Annotated in this window: 14 protein-coding genes; 11 read left to right on the forward strand and 3 right to left on the reverse strand. The window is 75.1% G+C overall.

Translation table 11 applies throughout. From position 1 onward, the window contains the following. Positions 1 to 371: 371 nt before the first annotated feature. Positions 372 to 947 (reverse strand): HhH-GPD-type base excision DNA repair protein, encoded by a 576-nt coding sequence (locus AR3_RS03185; RefSeq protein ID WP_067908051.1) that lies wholly within the window; start codon positions 945 to 947, stop codon positions 372 to 374. Positions 948 to 1140: 193 nt separating this feature from the next. On the opposite strand from AR3_RS03185, the gene AR3_RS03190 reads away from it, so the two are divergent. The 10 genes from AR3_RS03190 to AR3_RS03235 all read left to right on the forward strand — a co-directional run bounded on the left by AR3_RS03190 (position 1141) and on the right by AR3_RS03235 (position 10966). After that, complete coding sequence (locus AR3_RS03190) at positions 1141 to 1866, forward strand: molybdopterin-dependent oxidoreductase (protein ID WP_067908054.1); 726 nt, start codon at positions 1141 to 1143, stop codon at positions 1864 to 1866. Further along, positions 1853 to 2584 (forward strand): cytochrome b/b6 domain-containing protein, encoded by a 732-nt coding sequence (locus tag AR3_RS03195; RefSeq protein ID WP_227023311.1) that lies wholly within the window; start codon positions 1853 to 1855, stop codon positions 2582 to 2584. The genes AR3_RS03190 and AR3_RS03195 overlap by 14 nt, the downstream gene beginning before the upstream one ends. A 190-nt stretch (positions 2585 to 2774) precedes the next feature. Further along, positions 2775 to 3065, forward strand: coding sequence for a hypothetical protein (locus tag AR3_RS03200; RefSeq protein ID WP_067908057.1), 291 nt, complete (start codon positions 2775 to 2777; stop codon positions 3063 to 3065). Positions 3066 to 3324: 259 nt separating this feature from the next. After that, entirely contained in the window at positions 3325 to 4863 is a 1539-nt protein-coding gene (locus AR3_RS31455) for a hypothetical protein (protein ID WP_067908060.1), read from the forward strand. A 148-nt stretch (positions 4864 to 5011) separates the two neighbouring features. After that, a complete protein-coding gene (locus tag AR3_RS03210) occupies positions 5012 to 6568 on the forward strand; it encodes a TY-Chap domain-containing protein (RefSeq protein ID WP_227023312.1) in 1557 nt (518 codons plus the stop codon). Between the two features lie 85 nt (positions 6569 to 6653). Further along, entirely contained in the window at positions 6654 to 8240 is a 1587-nt protein-coding gene (locus tag AR3_RS03215) for a TY-Chap domain-containing protein (RefSeq protein WP_067908066.1), read from the forward strand. Next, entirely contained in the window at positions 8240 to 8608 is a 369-nt protein-coding gene (locus AR3_RS03220) for a UCP033725 family protein (protein ID WP_067908070.1), read from the forward strand. Before AR3_RS03215 ends, AR3_RS03220 begins: the two co-directional genes overlap by 1 nt. A gap of 125 nt (positions 8609 to 8733) precedes the next feature. Continuing rightward, a complete protein-coding gene (locus tag AR3_RS03225) occupies positions 8734 to 9486 on the forward strand; it encodes a LamB/YcsF family protein (RefSeq protein WP_067908073.1) in 753 nt (250 codons plus the stop codon). Further along, complete coding sequence (pxpB, locus tag AR3_RS03230) at positions 9483 to 10100, forward strand: 5-oxoprolinase subunit PxpB (RefSeq protein ID WP_067908076.1); 618 nt, start codon at positions 9483 to 9485, stop codon at positions 10098 to 10100. Before AR3_RS03225 ends, pxpB begins: the two co-directional genes overlap by 4 nt. Next, positions 10097 to 10966, forward strand: a complete 870-nt coding sequence (locus AR3_RS03235; protein WP_067908079.1) for a 5-oxoprolinase subunit C family protein — start codon at positions 10097 to 10099, stop codon at positions 10964 to 10966. Before pxpB ends, AR3_RS03235 begins: the two co-directional genes overlap by 4 nt. Here AR3_RS03235 and AR3_RS03240 read toward each other — a convergent pair. Beyond that, entirely contained in the window at positions 10954 to 11694 is a 741-nt protein-coding gene (locus AR3_RS03240; protein ID WP_067908083.1) for an SDR family oxidoreductase, read from the reverse strand. The two genes, AR3_RS03235 and AR3_RS03240, sit on opposite strands and share 13 nt — an antisense overlap. Before the next feature lie 77 nt (positions 11695 to 11771). Between AR3_RS03240 and AR3_RS03245 the strand changes: the two genes are divergently transcribed. After that, positions 11772 to 12359 carry a TetR/AcrR family transcriptional regulator gene (locus tag AR3_RS03245; RefSeq protein WP_067908086.1) on the forward strand — a complete coding sequence of 196 codons (588 nt, stop codon included), beginning with the start codon at positions 11772 to 11774 and terminating at the stop codon, positions 12357 to 12359. Positions 12360 to 12384: 25 nt separating this feature from the next. On the opposite strand, the gene AR3_RS29280 is transcribed toward AR3_RS03245, so the two are convergent. Next, positions 12385 to 15081: an AAA family ATPase gene (locus tag AR3_RS29280; protein WP_067908089.1), complete on the reverse strand. Its 2697-nt coding sequence runs from the start codon at positions 15079 to 15081 to the stop codon at positions 12385 to 12387. Between the last annotated feature and the right edge of the window lie 17 nt (positions 15082 to 15098).

Raw genomic sequence — 15098 nt, forward strand, 5'->3', positions numbered from 1 at the left:
GCAGGGCGCGGACGGAAGTCCCGCGGGACAACCCCTGTCATACACCCGCCACCGCAATGTCGAAAATGAGGACCGCCCGGCGTGGCGCCTTGCGGGACGGGCCCGGACGCCCACACGGACGGTGAGTAGCCGATGGTATGACGTCCGCGGCCCGCGGGTCCGCCAACTCCCGTCCGTCGGCGAGTTGCGGCCGCACCGCACCGCCCTCCGCGGTTCGTCCGCATCCCGGCCTGCGGGGCGGGCAAAAACAACACAAAGAAACGTGGTGCGGCGGCGTTCTCCCCCCGGACGCCCCCGAACGCCCGCGAGCGTCCCGGTGGCACCCGAGGCGCGCGCCGCCCCTGGGGCCGCCTGCTTCTCGGCCACGGCGGCTACTTCTTGGCGGCGGCCTTCATCTGCTGTTTGAACTCGCGGACTTTGGCCAGCGACTCGGGTCCGGTGATGTCGGCGACGGACCGGTAGGAGCCCTCCTCGCCGTACGCGCCGGCCGCCTCGCGCCAGCCCTGCGGGCGCACCCCGAAGCGCTTGCCCAGCAGCGCCACGAAGATCTGCGCCTTCTGCTTGCCGTAGCCGGGCAGGGCGTTGAGCCTCGTGAACAGCTCCGCGCCCGACTCGACGTCGCGCCAGATCGCCCCGGCGTCGCCGTCGTAGTGCTCCACCAGGTACTGGCAGAGCTGCTGGATGCGCTTGGCCATCGAGCCCGGGTACCGGTGCACGGCGGGCTTCTCCGCCAGCAGCGCGGCGAAGCGCTCCGGGTCGCAGGCGGCGATCTCGTGCGCGTCCAGGTCGTCGGCGCCCATCCGCCGCGCGATGACGTACGGTCCGGAAAACGCCCGTTCCATGGGGATCTGCTGGTCGAGCAGCATGCCCGTCAGCAGGGCCAGCGGGCTGCGTCCGAGCAGCTCATCGGCCTCCGGCTGCTGGCTGAGGTGAACCTTGGTGGCCATGGAGCCAGCTTAGGACCTCGCCTCCGACGAATCCCTGTGACTTCCATGCGGCTCCCTGCGACTTCCCTGCGACTGCCTGCGACTCCCTGCGACTTCCCTACGACTCCCTGCGACTTCCATGCGACGGAGCCGAGGCCGTGGCGGGACGCCGCGCGGGGTGTTCGAATACCGGCAGAGGGTCCCAGCGAGAGGCATGAAGGTGGACGATGTGGACGTGGACGACAGGGAACCGTCGGGCACGCCCGTAGGACGGCGCATCGTGCTCGGCATGCTCGGCCTGGGCGCGGCGGGGGTCGCGGTCGGCGCGTCGCTGCAGGACCGGGTGAGCGAAACGCTGTCCCCGATCGGCGCCCCCTTCCAGGATGTGCTGCCCGCCGCGGGCGGCTTCCGCTACTACTCGGTGGTCGACGAGGTGCCCCGGCGCGACCCGCGCAGCCACCGGATCACGGTCGGCGGGCTGGTGGAGCGGCCCCGCTCGTTCGGGATGGCCGATCTGGCGGCGCTCCCGCAGACCCGGCTCACCCGCGACTTCCAGTGCGTGACGGGCTGGCGCGTGCGGGACGTGGCGTGGGCGGGCGTGGCTCTGCCCGATCTGCTGGATGCGGTCGGCGTGTCGCCCCGGGCGCGGGCCGTGCGGTTCGAGTCGTTCGACGGCGCCTACACCGAGTCGCTCACGCTGGAGCAGGCGCGGCGCCGGGACGTGCTGGTCGCCACCCAGATGCAGGGCGGCCCCGTCTCGCACGACCACGGCGGCCCGACGCGTCTCCTCGTCGCGCCGATGTACGGGTACAAGTCGCTGAAGTGGCTGGGCGGGATCGAGGTCACCGACCGGGTGATCCCCGGCTACTGGGAGCGCCGCGGCTATGACGTGGACGCCTGGGTGGGCCGGTCGAACGGACGTGACGATGCGCCGACCTGAGCGAGAGCGCCCCGGTGATCGGCTGCCCCGGTTCACACGGGCGGAGCGGTGGGTGCACCACGCGACCGCGCTGCTGATGCTGGGGTGCCTGGCGACGGCCTTGACGCTGTACGTGCCGGGCCTGTCGACGGCCGTCGGCCGCCGCGACCTGATCAGGTCGCTGCACCTGTGGTGCGGGTTCGCGCTGCCGGTCCCGGTCCTGCTCGGACTGGCGTCACGGGCCTTCCGCGCGGACCTGAGGCGGCTCAACCGGTTCGGCCCGCACGACATGGAGTGGCTGCGCCGCGCCGACCGGCGGGCGGTACGCCGCGTCGGCGGTCTGGAGCGCGGCGTGGTGCCGGTGGGCAAGTTCAACGCCGGGCAGAAGCTGAACGCCGCGTTCACCGCGGGGGCGATCCTGGTCATGCTCGGCACCGGCGCGATGCTGGCCTTCCCGGATCCCTGGCCCGTCGACGTGCGGACGGGCGCGACCTTCGTCCACGACTGGCTGTTCCTGATCGTCGCCGTGGTGACCGCGGGGCATCTGTGGTACGCGCTGCGCGACCGGGGAGCCCTCCTCGGGATGGCCACGGGGCGGGTCGATCGGGCGTGGGCGGCACGGCATCACCCCGCATGGCTGGACGCCGTGGAGGGCGCAGTGGAGGGCGCCGTGGAGGGCGCAGTGGAGGGCGCGCCGACTCCGCCCGGCCCCGCCTCCGCCGCCGAAAGGGATGCTTAGGTTATACGCCAGTAAAGGTTGTGTTTCCGGCAATCGGCAGGCCTTGACTGCACCTCCGGAGGCGGTGGAATGGGACTCTGGGGCGAGGCCGGGCCGGTGACCCTCGTGCGGGGCCGCCGCGCCGTTCCGGGTTCCGTCCCGCCCGGCGGTCGTCCCGCACCGCCGGAATCCCGGGCGCGGAGGGACAGCGTTGAGGCCTCCTGCACTTGCCGACCACCGGAGCCGGACGCGCGAGCTGCTGGCGCGGCGGCTGGCGGACGAGTTCGCGACCTTCGACGCGGCCACCGTGGCGCGCTGCGTGGCCGACGTCCAGGCGTGCCTCGCTCATCTCGGCGTCGACGCGACGCCCGAGATGGTGGAGCGGATGGCCCGCGAGCATCTGGTCGGGATGGTCAAGTCCCTGCCGCCGTCGGGGCGCGCCGCTCGGGCGTGGGACGACACGCCCGCCGGCGGCCGCTCTTCGGGGGCCGTGGGCCGCTGAGCGCCGCGCCGTCCGGTGCCGCCGCCGGCGTGTCGCGGACGCGCCTTGGACGCGGATTCGGGGGCCGGATGGCCGCGACGCGTGCGCGGCCGCATTCCGGCGCGTCCCATTTCTGCACACCCCTAATGTCATGCACGATACGCGGCCCCGAATCTGAGAAGCTAAGGACGTGAGTCCCCGAAGCCGCCGCCGTTCCTCCGGGGATCCAGCGCGCAACAGCTCGCAGCCCTCGGACGAAGTCCACGCGATTTTCGACGGCATGCTCCGGCACGCCCGGGAACTGCTGGCGGTGCGCAGTCCGCTGGACGCCGAGCTGATCGTCAGCGAGATCCTCGGCTCCTGGTGGGGGCACCGCGTCGAGGGCGGGGACGTCGAGAAGATCATCGGCGAGGGCCTGGTCGACCACGCCGCCGCCGCGGGCACCCCCGCGGCGCTGGCGCTGCTGACCGGCATGGCGTACCTGGGGACGACCCGGCAGGCGATCAAGGCCGAGCGGGCGGCGCTGGAGCTGATGGACCGGGGCGTCGCGCGTCCCGGCTGGGCCGACCGCGTGGGGATGGTGGCGCCCGAGGCGTGCTACGTGTCCCGCGACGTGTACGGCGACCAGGACTCGGTCGTGTGCGTCTACTCCTACGGCGGCGAGGAGCGGCACGCCCTGGTGGTGCTGGTCGACCGCACCAGGCCGGGCGCGCCGCCGTCGGCGTACGCGGCGCAGGGGGCGCCCGCGGCGGGCGACGGCGAGCGCGCGGCGCCGGCCGGGATGGTCCGCGACGCGTGGGTGTCGTCCCAGGTCGACCGGCTGCTCGACCACTGTCGCCGGGAGGGCCGCGAGAACCCGCTGGTGCGCTTCGAGGAGCTCGACCCGCGGCAGGCGCGCGCCCTGCTGGAGGCGGCGCTGCGGGCGACCGACCAGACCGACGACCCGCCCGTGGGCGAGACCTTCGGCGCCTACCACGCGTTCGTGCGGGCCCGCGTGCGGGCCCTGCCGCCGGGCGGGCGGCTGCCGCGGCCGCCGGCGTGCAGCAGCGACCTGCACGCCAAGATCGGCGTGGAGTTCCTGGCGTCCGACGAGGCCGAGGAGCTGTCGGACCGGTCGGCCGCCAGCCGCTGCGTCGACCGCATCATCGACTACGGGTGCACCTGCGACTTCGGCCGCCCGCTGCGGGTCAGCCCCGTCAAATGCCAGCGGTTCCTGCTCGACTGGCTGCCGCGCAAGGTGCTGCTGTCGCCCACCGAGCAGGAGGCGGTGCCGCACGTGCTGGCCGCGTGGGTGCGGTGGGCGGGCCGCCGCACCGGGCTGCCCGAGGAGGGCATCCGCGCCACCCTGGACGCGGTCTGGGACGCCACCGCCAAGTTCGCCGAGGCGTACCGCGACCCGTCGGCGTTCGGGCTGGACCGGGAGGTGGTCGACCGGCTGCTGCCGGACGGGGACATGGAGGCGCTGCCCCGGCGGGCGTTCGCGCTGCCGTTCCTGTCGGGCACGCACCGGCTGCCGGACCGCGTGGTCGACCTGGCCGCCCTGGACCCGGCCGATCCGCGCGACCGGCGCGTCATGATCGAGTTCGAGCATCCGGGGGCGCCGCCGGAGCACGTGGCGGCGCACGAGCGGCTGGCGGAGCGGCTGTGGGACGGGGACCCGCCGCAGCTGTGGGAGACGGCGCAGGCGCTGCTGGACGTGGGGTACGAACGGCACGAGATCCTGCACAAGCTGATCGACCTGCTGGACGTCTACCACGACGATCCGCAGGGGCTGCGACGCGCGCTGCGTGTGCTGCGTCACGAACCTCCACCGGACTGAACTCCCGGTTTGCCAGAGGCGTCGAGGACGACAATCATCGGGATCTCGGCCATCGTCTCGGCCGGCGGTCCCGCACGGGAGGCCGGCCGGATCGGCCGGTGAGGGTCGGCGGGCCCAGGGCCGCGTGCCCCGGCCGTAGGGAGTGATCTTGTTGGAGTGGTCCGAGTTCGCCCGGCGTCTTGGACGCGAACTGGCGGTGCTCGAACGGGACACCATCCTCATCGTGCGCGAACGCGACGAAAGCCGCCATTACGTCCAGGCGATGCGCGAGCCGGACCGGCTGTACGCCGAGGCGGTCAGCAACAACTTCCTGGACGGCCCGCTGCTGCTGACCCTCGCCGACGAGGAGGTGCTCAGCGAGGCGGGCTGGCGTCCCCCCGAGGACCCGGCCCCGCGCAACTGGTGGACCGAGCTGCCCGCCTTCGCCGCCCTGGACGACCACGCCCGCCTGTCGGACATGATGGTCACCGCGCTGCGCGACGTGCAGGGCGTGCGGCGCCCCTCCGACCTGGTGTACGAGTCGTTCCACCGGCTCGGCACGGGCCAGATCGAGCTGACGGACTTCGGCATCGAGGCGGCCAGCCCCGCCCAGATCACGCGGCGCCGCAGCGCCACGGAGGCGCTCGCCCGGGGCGAGTTCGGCAGCGGCCTGGCGGGCGGGCTCGGGCAGGGGCGCGCGCCCATGCCCCGCCGGCCGCTGGACCCGCGGGACGTGGCCGTGCCGCCGACCGAGCCGAAGGGGCTGACCGGTCCGGAAGGGCCGACCCCGCCGCTGTCGGGCGCCGCCGGGCCGTCCGCGGCGCCGGGGGGCTCCGCCTCGGGGGCCGCGGTCGACCTCGCGCAGCGGGTCGGCCCCGCGCCGCTGGGCGCCCCCGTCCCGGAGCCGGAGGCGGGAGTCGCCCCGAGGCCCGCGGGGCGGACGCCGCCGTGGCCCACCGCGGGGCCCGACGAGCTGGAGACCCGGCTCGCCGACGCCAAGCAGCGCGGCGACCACACCACCTACTTCGAGCTGCTGCTGTCGGCCGACCTCGTGCTGCCCGCGTCCACCGGGCAGGCGGCCCACCCGCGCGGCGCCGGGTTCCCCACGACGACGATCGGCACGAGCACCTACATCACGGTGTTCACCTCGCCGCAGTCGCTGGCCCGGTCGATCGGGCGTCCCGGCGACCCGCCGTCGAGCCTGTACCGCCAGACCTCCTTCGCCCAGCTCGCCACCGAGTGGCCCGACCCGTCGTGGCAGCTGGCGGTCAACCCGGGGCTGCCCAGCGAGGTGCACCTGGACGCGGCCGCCGTCGCCCGTCTGGACGCCCAGCAGCGCGCCCTGGGGCGGCACGCCGCGCCGCGGCGCGCGCCCGCCGAGACGCCCCGTGAGGCGCCCGCCGAGGCGCCGGCCCAGACGTCCCCGGCGACGCCTCCGGAGACGCCCACGGACGCGTCGGCGGCTTCCGCGCCGCCCGTGGAGGGGCCCCGGCCGGAGGCGCCGCCCGCTCCCGCGCGGCAGCAGGGTCCGGCGGCGCCCGACGCCCAGCCGTCCATGCCGGGGGGCACGGGTCCGGTCGTGCTGCGGCCGCAGCACGGCACGCGGCTGTACCGCTGGCCCGGCGAGGGCGAGGAGGTCGTGGTGGCGGTGTACGACGCGGTCGGCGGCGTCTGGACCCCCGTGCAGCCGGGCTCCGACGCCGCTCCCGCCCCGTCCACCGGATGATCTTCCGCACCGCACCGGCGCGGCGGCGCCCGGGAGGCTACCGTCGGGTAGGGCACACCCTTACGGACGCGGGAGTGGGGCGCGATTGGACCGGAACGACTTGGACTGGAACGAGTTCGCCAAACGGCTGACGGTCGCGCTGCTGCGGCTGCCGGTCCAGGCGTTCCTGATCGTGGAGGCGCGGGGCGGCCTGCCGTACGCGCAGGCGATGCGCACCGAGGAGGACCTGCGGGCCGAGACGGTCGGCAGCGCGTTCCTGCCGAAGCCGCTGTCGCCCGGCCAGGAGCGCTGGCTCGCCGCGCTCGGCTGGCAGCGCCCCGACGAGCAGGACGGCACTGAGGGCGGCGCTGAGGGCGGCGGAGACGGCGAGGCGGACGGCGCGGACGGCGAGGAGCGGCGCAACTGGTGGCACCGGTTCGAGGCGAGCGACGGGTCGAAGCGCGGCGACCGGCGCTTCGCCGAGGAGTGCGCGATCCTCGCCGGGATGATCGTCGGCGCCTTCCGGGACGTGCACCGCGTGTCCTCGCCCCGCGAGCTGGTCTACCAGGCGGCCCGTACCGGCCCTGACGCCGGCGCCCTTGCGCTGCCGGCGCTCGGCATCCAGGCGGCGCCCGCGGAGGAGGACGCGGCGGCGGCCGTCGTCGCGGACGCCTCTCCCCCGACCGACGTGGAGAAGGCGCTCGCCGACGCCCGGGCCCGCGGCGACCAGGACGCCTACCTGCGCATCCTCACCGAGGCCACCCTGTACCTCCCGGCCCCCGGCGGGCCGGAGTCCCCGGCGGGCGGCGGGCGGCACTACGCCACCGCGCGGTTCGGCGAGGGGACCTACGTGCTGGCGTTCACCTCCCCCGAGGCCATGGACGCCTCTCTGCGCGGCCAGGCGGTCCACCATCGGACGAGCTCCCTGGCCGAGCTGGCCCGGCAGTGGCCGCACCCGCACTGGCAGCTGGCCGTCAACCCGGGCCTGCCCAGCGCCGCCTACCTCGACGCGCCCGCCGCGCCCGAGCCGCAGTCGGCGACGCCGCCGGACCGCGGCCCCGCGCAGGCCGAAGCCACGCAGCTCGACGTCCCGCGCCCCCGTGTGGAGGAACCCCCGTCCGGGCGCGGCGAGGCTCCGGGCATGCCGCAGCAGGAGAGGGCCACCGACGCGACCGTGATGCAGAAGGTCGTGCGCCCCGATCACGTGGTGCATTACCTGGAGGGCGGCTACGACCTGGTCGCCGGGTACGTGCACCGCCTGCAGGACGTGCGGGAGCTGAACACTCCCGCGCGGCTCGTCCGCGGGCTCGGACTGGTGTGGGAGGGGTCGCCGTTCTCGGCCGCGGACGAGGCGATCCACGTCATCCGCTGGCCCGCCGTCCGCCCCGCCCTGTTCCGCAGGCCGCTGGGCGGCATCGACGAGTGGAGCATGGGCATCATCCCCGGCGGCTGGGTCATCGAGAAGGCGCCGTTCCACGGCTCCGGGTACGCCTCGGGCGAGGGGCCCGCCATCCCGGAGTTCAAGGTGGACAGCGTCCGGCTGCCGCACGGCGCCGAACTGTGGCGCATCGACCGTTCCGGAAAGGAGACGCTGGTGGCCGTCTACGACGCCGACCTGCGCCGATGGACGCGACGGGACGCGGACGCCGCGGCCTTCGGCCGTCCGTCCCGGCAGCGGGCCGGAGGGCGCTGATGGCCGTCCGGCACGGGTACTTCGCGGGCTGGCGCGGCGGCGAGTACGAGGCGAGCCCTGACGGCGACCGCGTCCGGCTGTACTCGCCGCGCCCGGCCGAGGGCTTCACCCGCGTCGCGCCGGACCGGTACGTGCGGGTGGTGCCGGTCGCGGAGGTCGACCGCCTGTCCTACGTCCGGACGCGGTGCAGCTGGCGGGGCGAGCCGTTCATCGTCCTCGGCGAGCACGGCGACTGGCTGCGCGTGGAATACGTGGGCGGCAAGGCGCCGACCGCGGAGCGGCTCGGCCTGGAGCCGTTCGACCGCGGCGTGTACCAGGCGTGGGCGCCGCGCGGCGAGATCCGCGATCTGCGCGAGGAGACGGTGTAGCGGGAAAGACGGTCAGCGGGAAAGACGGTCAGCGGGAAAGACGGTCAGCGGGAAAGACGGTTAGCGGGAAAAACCGTGGAGCCGCCGCGCTCGCATGGGCCCGCGGCGGTGGTAGATCTGGGGACATGGCCGTCATCGACATCAACGCCGACCTCGGCGAGGGGTTCGGCATCTGGACGCTGGGCGACGACGTCGCGCTGCTCGACGTGATCACCAGCGCGAACGTGGCGTGCGGGTTCCACGCGGGCGATCCGCTGACCATCCGCCGGGTGTGCGCGGAGGCCGTGCGGCGCGGCGTGCGGATCGGCGCGCAGGTGTCGTACCGCGACCTGGCGGGGTTCGGGCGCCGGGAGATGGACGTCGCCCCGGAGGAGCTGACCGCCGAGGTGCTGTACCAGATCGCCGCGTTGGACGGCATCGCCCGGGCGGAGGGCGGCCGGATCTCCTATGTCAAGCCGCACGGCGCGCTGTACAACCGCGTCGCCCGCGACCCCGTCCAGGCGCGGGCGGTGACGGACGCGGTGCGCGCGTACGACGCGTCCCTGCCCGTCCTGACGCTGCCGGGGTCGTCGGTGTACGAGGTGGCCGAAGGACTGACCGTGGTGGCCGAGTGCTTCGCCGACCGGGCCTACACGCCCGCCGGGGCCCTGGTGTCGCGCCGCGAGCCCGGCGCGGTCATCCACGACCGCGACACCGTGGTGCGGCGGGCCGTGCGGATGGCGGTCGACGGCGTCGTCGAGGCCGTGGACGGCACGGAGGTCGCGCTGCGGGCGCGGTCCATCTGCGTCCACGGCGACACTCCGGGCGCGGTGGAGCTGGCCCGGTCGGTGCGCAAGGCGCTGACCGAGGCCGGGGTGCGGGCGGAGCCGTTCGCATGAGGGTCCGCAGGGCGGGCGACGCGGCGCTGCTGGTGGAGACGGACGACCTGGCGGCGGCGCACCGGCTGCACGCCGCCGTCCGCGACGCCGCGCTGCCGGGCGTGGTGGACGTCGTGCCGGGCGAGCGGACGGTGCTGGTGGTCGCCGACCCGGCGCGCTGCGACCTCGGCCGCCTCGCCGCCCGGCTGACCGACCTGCCGCTGCCCGCCTCGGCGTCTGAGGACGCGCCCCCGGTGGAGATCCCGGTGGTGTACGACGGGGCGGACCTGGAGGAGGTCGCCGAGCTGACCGGGCTGTCGCCGGAGGAGGTCGCGCGGCGGCACGCCGGGAGCAGCTACACCGTCGCCTACCTCGGCTTCTCCCCCGGCTTCGGCTACCTGACCGGGCTGGACCCGGTGCTCCACGTCCCGCGCCGCGCGTCGCCCCGCACGGCGGTGCCGGCGGGCTCGGTGGCGATCGCGGGCCCGTACAGCGCGGTGTACCCGTCGCAGTCGCCGGGCGGATGGCGGCTGCTCGGCCGCAGCGATCTGCCCCTGTGGGACGTGCGGCGCGACCCGCCGTCCCTGCTGCAGCCGGGCACCCGCGTGCGGTTCGTGCCGAAGGAGACGCCGTGATCGAGATCGTGCGGCCGGGGCCGCTGGCGACCGTGCAGGACCTGGGCAGGCCGGGTCACGCGCACCTCGGCGTCCCCCGGTCCGGGGCGGCGGACGAGCGGGCGCTGCGGCTGGCCAACCGCCTCGTCGGCAATCCCGAGGGCGCCGCCGGCGTGGAGCTCACCCTGGGCGGGGCCGCGCTGCGCTTCCACGCCCGCGCGTGGATCGCCGTCACCGGCGCGCCCGTGCCGTTCCGGATCGACGGGCGGCCGCACGGCATGAACGCCCCCTGCTACGTGCCGGCGGGCGCCTGCGTCGAGTTCGGCACGCCGTCCGCGGGCCTGCGCAGCTACCTCGCGGTGCGGGGCGGCGTGGCGGTCGACGAGGTCCTGGGCAGCCGCTCCACCGACCTGCTGTCCGGGCTGGGGCCCGCGCCTTTGGCGCCGGGCGCCCGGCTGCCGGTCGGCCCGGCCGACGGCCACGCCGACATCCACGTGGACGTCGCGCCCGGCCTGATGCTGCCCGACGTGCCCGTCCTGCGGGTCCTGCCGGGCCCCCGCGACGACTGGTTCACCGAGGACGCGCTCGCCACGCTCGCGTCCACGCCGTACGAGGTCACCGCGGACAGCAACCGCGTGGGCGTGCGCCTCGGCGGCGCGCCCCTGCCCCGCGCCCGCGACGGGGAGCTGGGCAGCGAGGGCATGGTCACGGGGGCGATCCAGGTGCCGCCCAGCGGACTGCCGATCATCTTCCTCACCGACCACCCCACCACCGGCGGCTACCCGGTGGTGGGGGTCCTGGTGTCGGACGACGTTCCGCTGGCCGCCCAGCTCCGGCCCGGCCAGCGCCTGCGGTTCCAGGTGCGCGCGGCGCGTCAGGCGAAGTAGCCGCCGTCGATCGGGATCACGGCCCCGGTGATGAACGAGGCGCCGGGGCCGGCCAGGAACACCACGCCCGCGGCGATCTCCTCCGGGCGGCCGTAGCGGCCCAGCGCGTTCGCCGCGCGCTGGGCGTCGGAGGTCGGGCCGTCCGGCGGGTTCATGTCGGTCGCCACCGAGCCGGACTGGACGACGTTCACCGTGACGCCGCGCGCCGCCAGGTCGCGGGCGGCGCCGCGGCTGTAGCCGACGACCGCGGCCTTGGTCGCCGCGTAGTCGGCGACGCCGGGGTGCCCGGTCCGGGCGGCCAGGTTGGAGCCGATCGTGATGATCCGCCCGTCGTCCTCGATCACCTGCGCGGCGGCGCGGATCGCCGCGATCACGCCGCCCAGGTTCACCGCGTACATGCGGTCCAGCTCCGCGCGGTCGGCGCCGGCGTCGTCGGTGCGCGCGGTGCCGAAGACGCCGGCGTTGTTGACGAGGACGTCCAGCCGTCCGAACTGCTCGGCCACCGTCATGACCAGGCGTTCGACCTGCTCGGGGTCGGCCTGGTCGGCCCGGTGGGCGGCGGCGCGGCGCCCCCGGGCCTTGATGTCGTCCACGACTGCGAGCGCCTTGTCCTCCGCGGCCGCGTAGCTGATCGCCACGTCCGCGCCGGCGTCGGCCAGTGCGCGCGCGGTCGCCGCCCCGATGCCTCGCGATCCGCCGGTCACCAGCGCGACCTTGCCGTCCAGCATCTGCGCCTCCTTTTTTATACCAATCGGTACTTAATTGGGGACGGTATCATACCGATCGATACAAAAAGGAGGGGGGCATGGGACGGGGACGGCCGCGCGCCTTCGACGTCGAGGAACGCCTGGACCGGGCGATGGAGGTCTTCTGGCGGCACGGGTACGAAGGGGCCGCGCTGTCGGACCTGACCGCGGCGATGGGCATCAACCGCCCCAGCCTGTACGCCGCCTACGGCAACAAGGAGCAGCTGTTCCGCAAGGCCCTGGAGCGCTACCTCAACGGCCCCGGCGGATACCTCGAACGCGCCCTGGAGGCCCCCACGGCCCGCCAGGTCGCCGAGGAGGTGCTGCGCGGCGCCATCCGGGCCACCACGGCCGAGGGCCGTCCCCGCGGCTGCCTCGTCGTCCAGGGGGCGCTCGCCACCGGCGAGGACGCCGCCCCCGTCCGCGAGGAGGTCCTCGCGCACCGCCGCGCCGCCCATGCGGCGCTGCGCGAGCGCCTCGAACGCGCCCAGGCCGAAGGCGACCTCCCGCCCCACGTCGACCCGGGCGACCTGGCCCGCTACCTGTGGACCACGGCCGACGGCCTGTCCGTCCAGGCCGCGGGCGGCGCCACCCGCGAAGAGCTGGACCGCGTCGCCGACCTCGCCCTCGCCGGCTGGCCCTCCTGACCGCCGCCGGCCCGCGCGGGCCCGGTCACGTCAGGCGCTGCGCCAGTTCGGCGATGGCGGCGTGGACGTCCTCGGCGGTGAGGACCGTCAGGTCTGCGGGGGTGGCGGCCGGGCCGAGCTCGGCGGCGCGCAGGGCGCGCGACGCGCACGCCTTCTCGTAGATGGAGCGGGCGAACCGGCCGTTGCCCAGTTCGTCGATGAGGCCGAGGCCGCAGGCCCGCTGGAACACCAGCGCCAGGTCGTCCAGGGCGCGCTCCTCCCACCGGTCCCCGCTCTCCTCGGCGATCAGCTGGGCGATCTGCAGCAGCTCGTCGGGACCGTAGGAGGGGAAGTCCACGCGCACGTCGAAGCGGGAGGCCAGGCCCGGGTTGGACGCCAGGAAGCGCTCCATGGCGTCCTGGTAACCGGCCAGGACGATCACCAGGCGGTCGCGGTCGTCCTCGGCCCGCTTCAGCAGCGTCTGCACGGCCTCGGCGCCGAACGCGTCGCCGCCGCTGTAGCCGGAGTTGCTCAGCGCGTAGGCCTCGTCGACGAACAGCACCCCGCCCAGCGCCGAGTCGATCACCTTGTTGGTCTTGATCGCGGTGGCGCCGAGGTGGTCGCCGACCAGGTCGGCCCGCTGCGCCTCGACCACCTCGGGACGGGCCAGCAGGCCGAGCGCGGCGAACACCCGGCCGAGCACCCGCGCCACGGTGGTCTTGCCCGTGCCGGGCGGGCCGGTGAACACGAAGTGCCGGGTCGGCGGGCGGGTGACCAGCCCCTGCTCCTCGCGCATCTTGGCGACCTGCAGCTGCGCGGCGATCTCCCGCACCTGCCGCTTCACCGGCTCCAGCCCGATCATGGCGTCCAGCGAGCCGAGCGCCTCGTCCAGGGTCGGCGTCTCGGCGTAGCCGCGGTACCGCTCGGTGATCTCGGCGAACGCGGCCTCGACGTCCTCGGCGCGCAGGGTGACGAGCTCGTCGGCGGTGGGGCGCCGCCCCTGCTCGGCGGCCGCGGCCACGACCCGCATGTCGCGGGCGCGCGCGGCGGCCTCGGTGAGCGACCGGACGAACCGCCCGTTGCCCAGCTCGTCGACGATGCCGCGCCGCTCCACCTCGTCGAAGCGGGCGCGCAGGCGGCGGCGGGCGGCCTCGTCGAGCCGGTCGTCGCGCAGCCCGGTGTGGTACTCGGCGATGCGCAGCAGCTCGGCCGGGCGGTAGCTCGGGAAGTGCACGCGGGTGCCGAACCGGGAGGCCAGGCCGGGGTTGGACGCCAGGAACTCGGTCATCTGCGGCTCGTACCCGGCCAGGATGATCACCAGGTTGTCGCGGTCGTCCTCGGCCCGCTTCAGCAGCGTCTGCACGGCCTCGTTGCCGAACCGGTCCGGCTGCCCCTCGGCCGCGTTGACCAGCCCGTACGCCTCGTCGATGAACAGCACCCCGCCGAGCGCCGAGTCGATGAGCCGGTTGGTCTTGATCGCGGTGGCGCCGAGGTGCTCCCCGACCAGGTCGGCGCGGTGCGCCTCGACGACGTTCGGGGTGGGCAGCAGCCCGAACGCGTAGAAGATCTTGGCGAGGACGCGGGCGACGGTGGTCTTGCCGGTGCCGGACGGGCCGACGAACACCAGGTGCCGCAGCGGCTTCTCGGCGGGCACTCCGGCGGCGGCGCGCAGCCGGGCGGCCTCGATGGACGCGGCGATCGACCGGACCTGCCGCTTCACCGGCTCCAGCCCGACCATCGCCTCCAGCTCGGCCAGCGCCTCCTCGACCGAGATCTCCGGCTGCCCGGCGGCGCCCGCCCCGTCCGGCTCCGGCACCGGGGCGGGCATCGGCGCGGCCTTCGCGGCCGCCTCGGCGGACGTCGCCGCCCGCGCCTTGGCGGCCGCGGCGCGCTGCTCGTAGGCCGCCTGCGTGGCCGCGGGCACCCCGGAGGGGAACGCGTCGACGTCGTCGGGGGCGCGTCCCGCCGCGCCGCGGCGTCCCATGTCGAACCGGGTCCACGAACCGCTCTCCGAACCGTCGAACGGCAGCTCGCGCGGAGCCGCTCCGTCCCTTCGAGAGGCGGTGGGCGCGCCCTCACCGGACGCGCGCGGCGGCCTGACATCCTCGACCCTTCCGCCCTCGAGCATGCCGTCCTCGAGCAGGCCGGTCTGCTCCTGCACCCAGCCCGTCTCGTACGCTTCCGCGGAAACGGCGCGGCGGGCCTGGACCCAGCGGTGGACCAGGACGCCCAGCGCGGCGAGCCAGGCGGGCGCCACGTGCAGGTCCGGGAACGGGTGCACGGTCGCGGCGGCGACGAGGCCCGCCGCTCCCAGCGCGAGCAGGGCGGTGCGCCAGGGCGCGTACCCGCGCAGCCGCAGCGCCACCAACGCCACCGGCACGGCGAGCAGCCCGAGCAGCAGCGACGCGTTCAAGTACGGGTCGTCGGCCCGCTGCGGGTACAGCCGTCCCAGCGGCACCGACACCGCGAGCCAGCCCGCGACCACCGCAACGACGGCCATGCCCGCCGGCGACCGCAGCGTCAGGTGCGCCACGACCATCAGGATGAGGGTGAACACGACCGCGCCGAGCAGCGGCCCGTTCAGGACCACCGCGACCGACGCGACGATCCCGACCAGCAGCGCGCCGCCCAGGAACCGCACTCCGGGCAGGATCTGGAAGTAGCGCACGCGCACACGCTCGAAAAGATCCCGCGCCGCGGTGCCCACCGGCGGGCGGGAGCGGGATCTGCCGAACAATGCCATCAAGGCGAGTAAAGCGC

Source organism: Actinomadura rubrobrunea NBRC 15275 (genome assembly GCF_001552235.1).
GTDB lineage: Bacteria > Actinomycetota > Actinomycetes > Streptosporangiales > Streptosporangiaceae > Spirillospora > Spirillospora viridilutea.

Bases quoted from the DNA above. Each gene is read 5' to 3' on its own strand.
- AR3_RS03185 (WP_067908051.1), bottom strand. From the start codon at position 947: ATGGCCACCAAGGTTCACCTCAGCCAGCAGCCGGAGGCCGATGAGCTG.
- AR3_RS03190 (WP_067908054.1), top strand. From the start codon at position 1,141: ATGAAGGTGGACGATGTGGACGTGGACGACAGGGAACCGTCGGGCACG.
- AR3_RS03195 (WP_227023311.1), top strand. From the start codon at position 1,853: ATGCGCCGACCTGAGCGAGAGCGCCCCGGTGATCGGCTGCCCCGGTTC.
- AR3_RS31455 (WP_067908060.1), top strand. From the start codon at position 3,325: ATGCTCCGGCACGCCCGGGAACTGCTGGCGGTGCGCAGTCCGCTGGAC.
- AR3_RS03220 (WP_067908070.1), top strand. From the start codon at position 8,240: ATGGCCGTCCGGCACGGGTACTTCGCGGGCTGGCGCGGCGGCGAGTAC.
- AR3_RS03225 (WP_067908073.1), top strand. From the start codon at position 8,734: ATGGCCGTCATCGACATCAACGCCGACCTCGGCGAGGGGTTCGGCATC.
- pxpB (WP_067908076.1), top strand. From the start codon at position 9,483: ATGAGGGTCCGCAGGGCGGGCGACGCGGCGCTGCTGGTGGAGACGGAC.
- AR3_RS03240 (WP_067908083.1), bottom strand. From the start codon at position 11,694: ATGCTGGACGGCAAGGTCGCGCTGGTGACCGGCGGATCGCGAGGCATC.
- AR3_RS03245 (WP_067908086.1), top strand. From the start codon at position 11,772: ATGGGACGGGGACGGCCGCGCGCCTTCGACGTCGAGGAACGCCTGGAC.
- AR3_RS29280 (WP_067908089.1), bottom strand. From the start codon at position 15,081: ATGGCATTGTTCGGCAGATCCCGCTCCCGCCCGCCGGTGGGCACCGCG.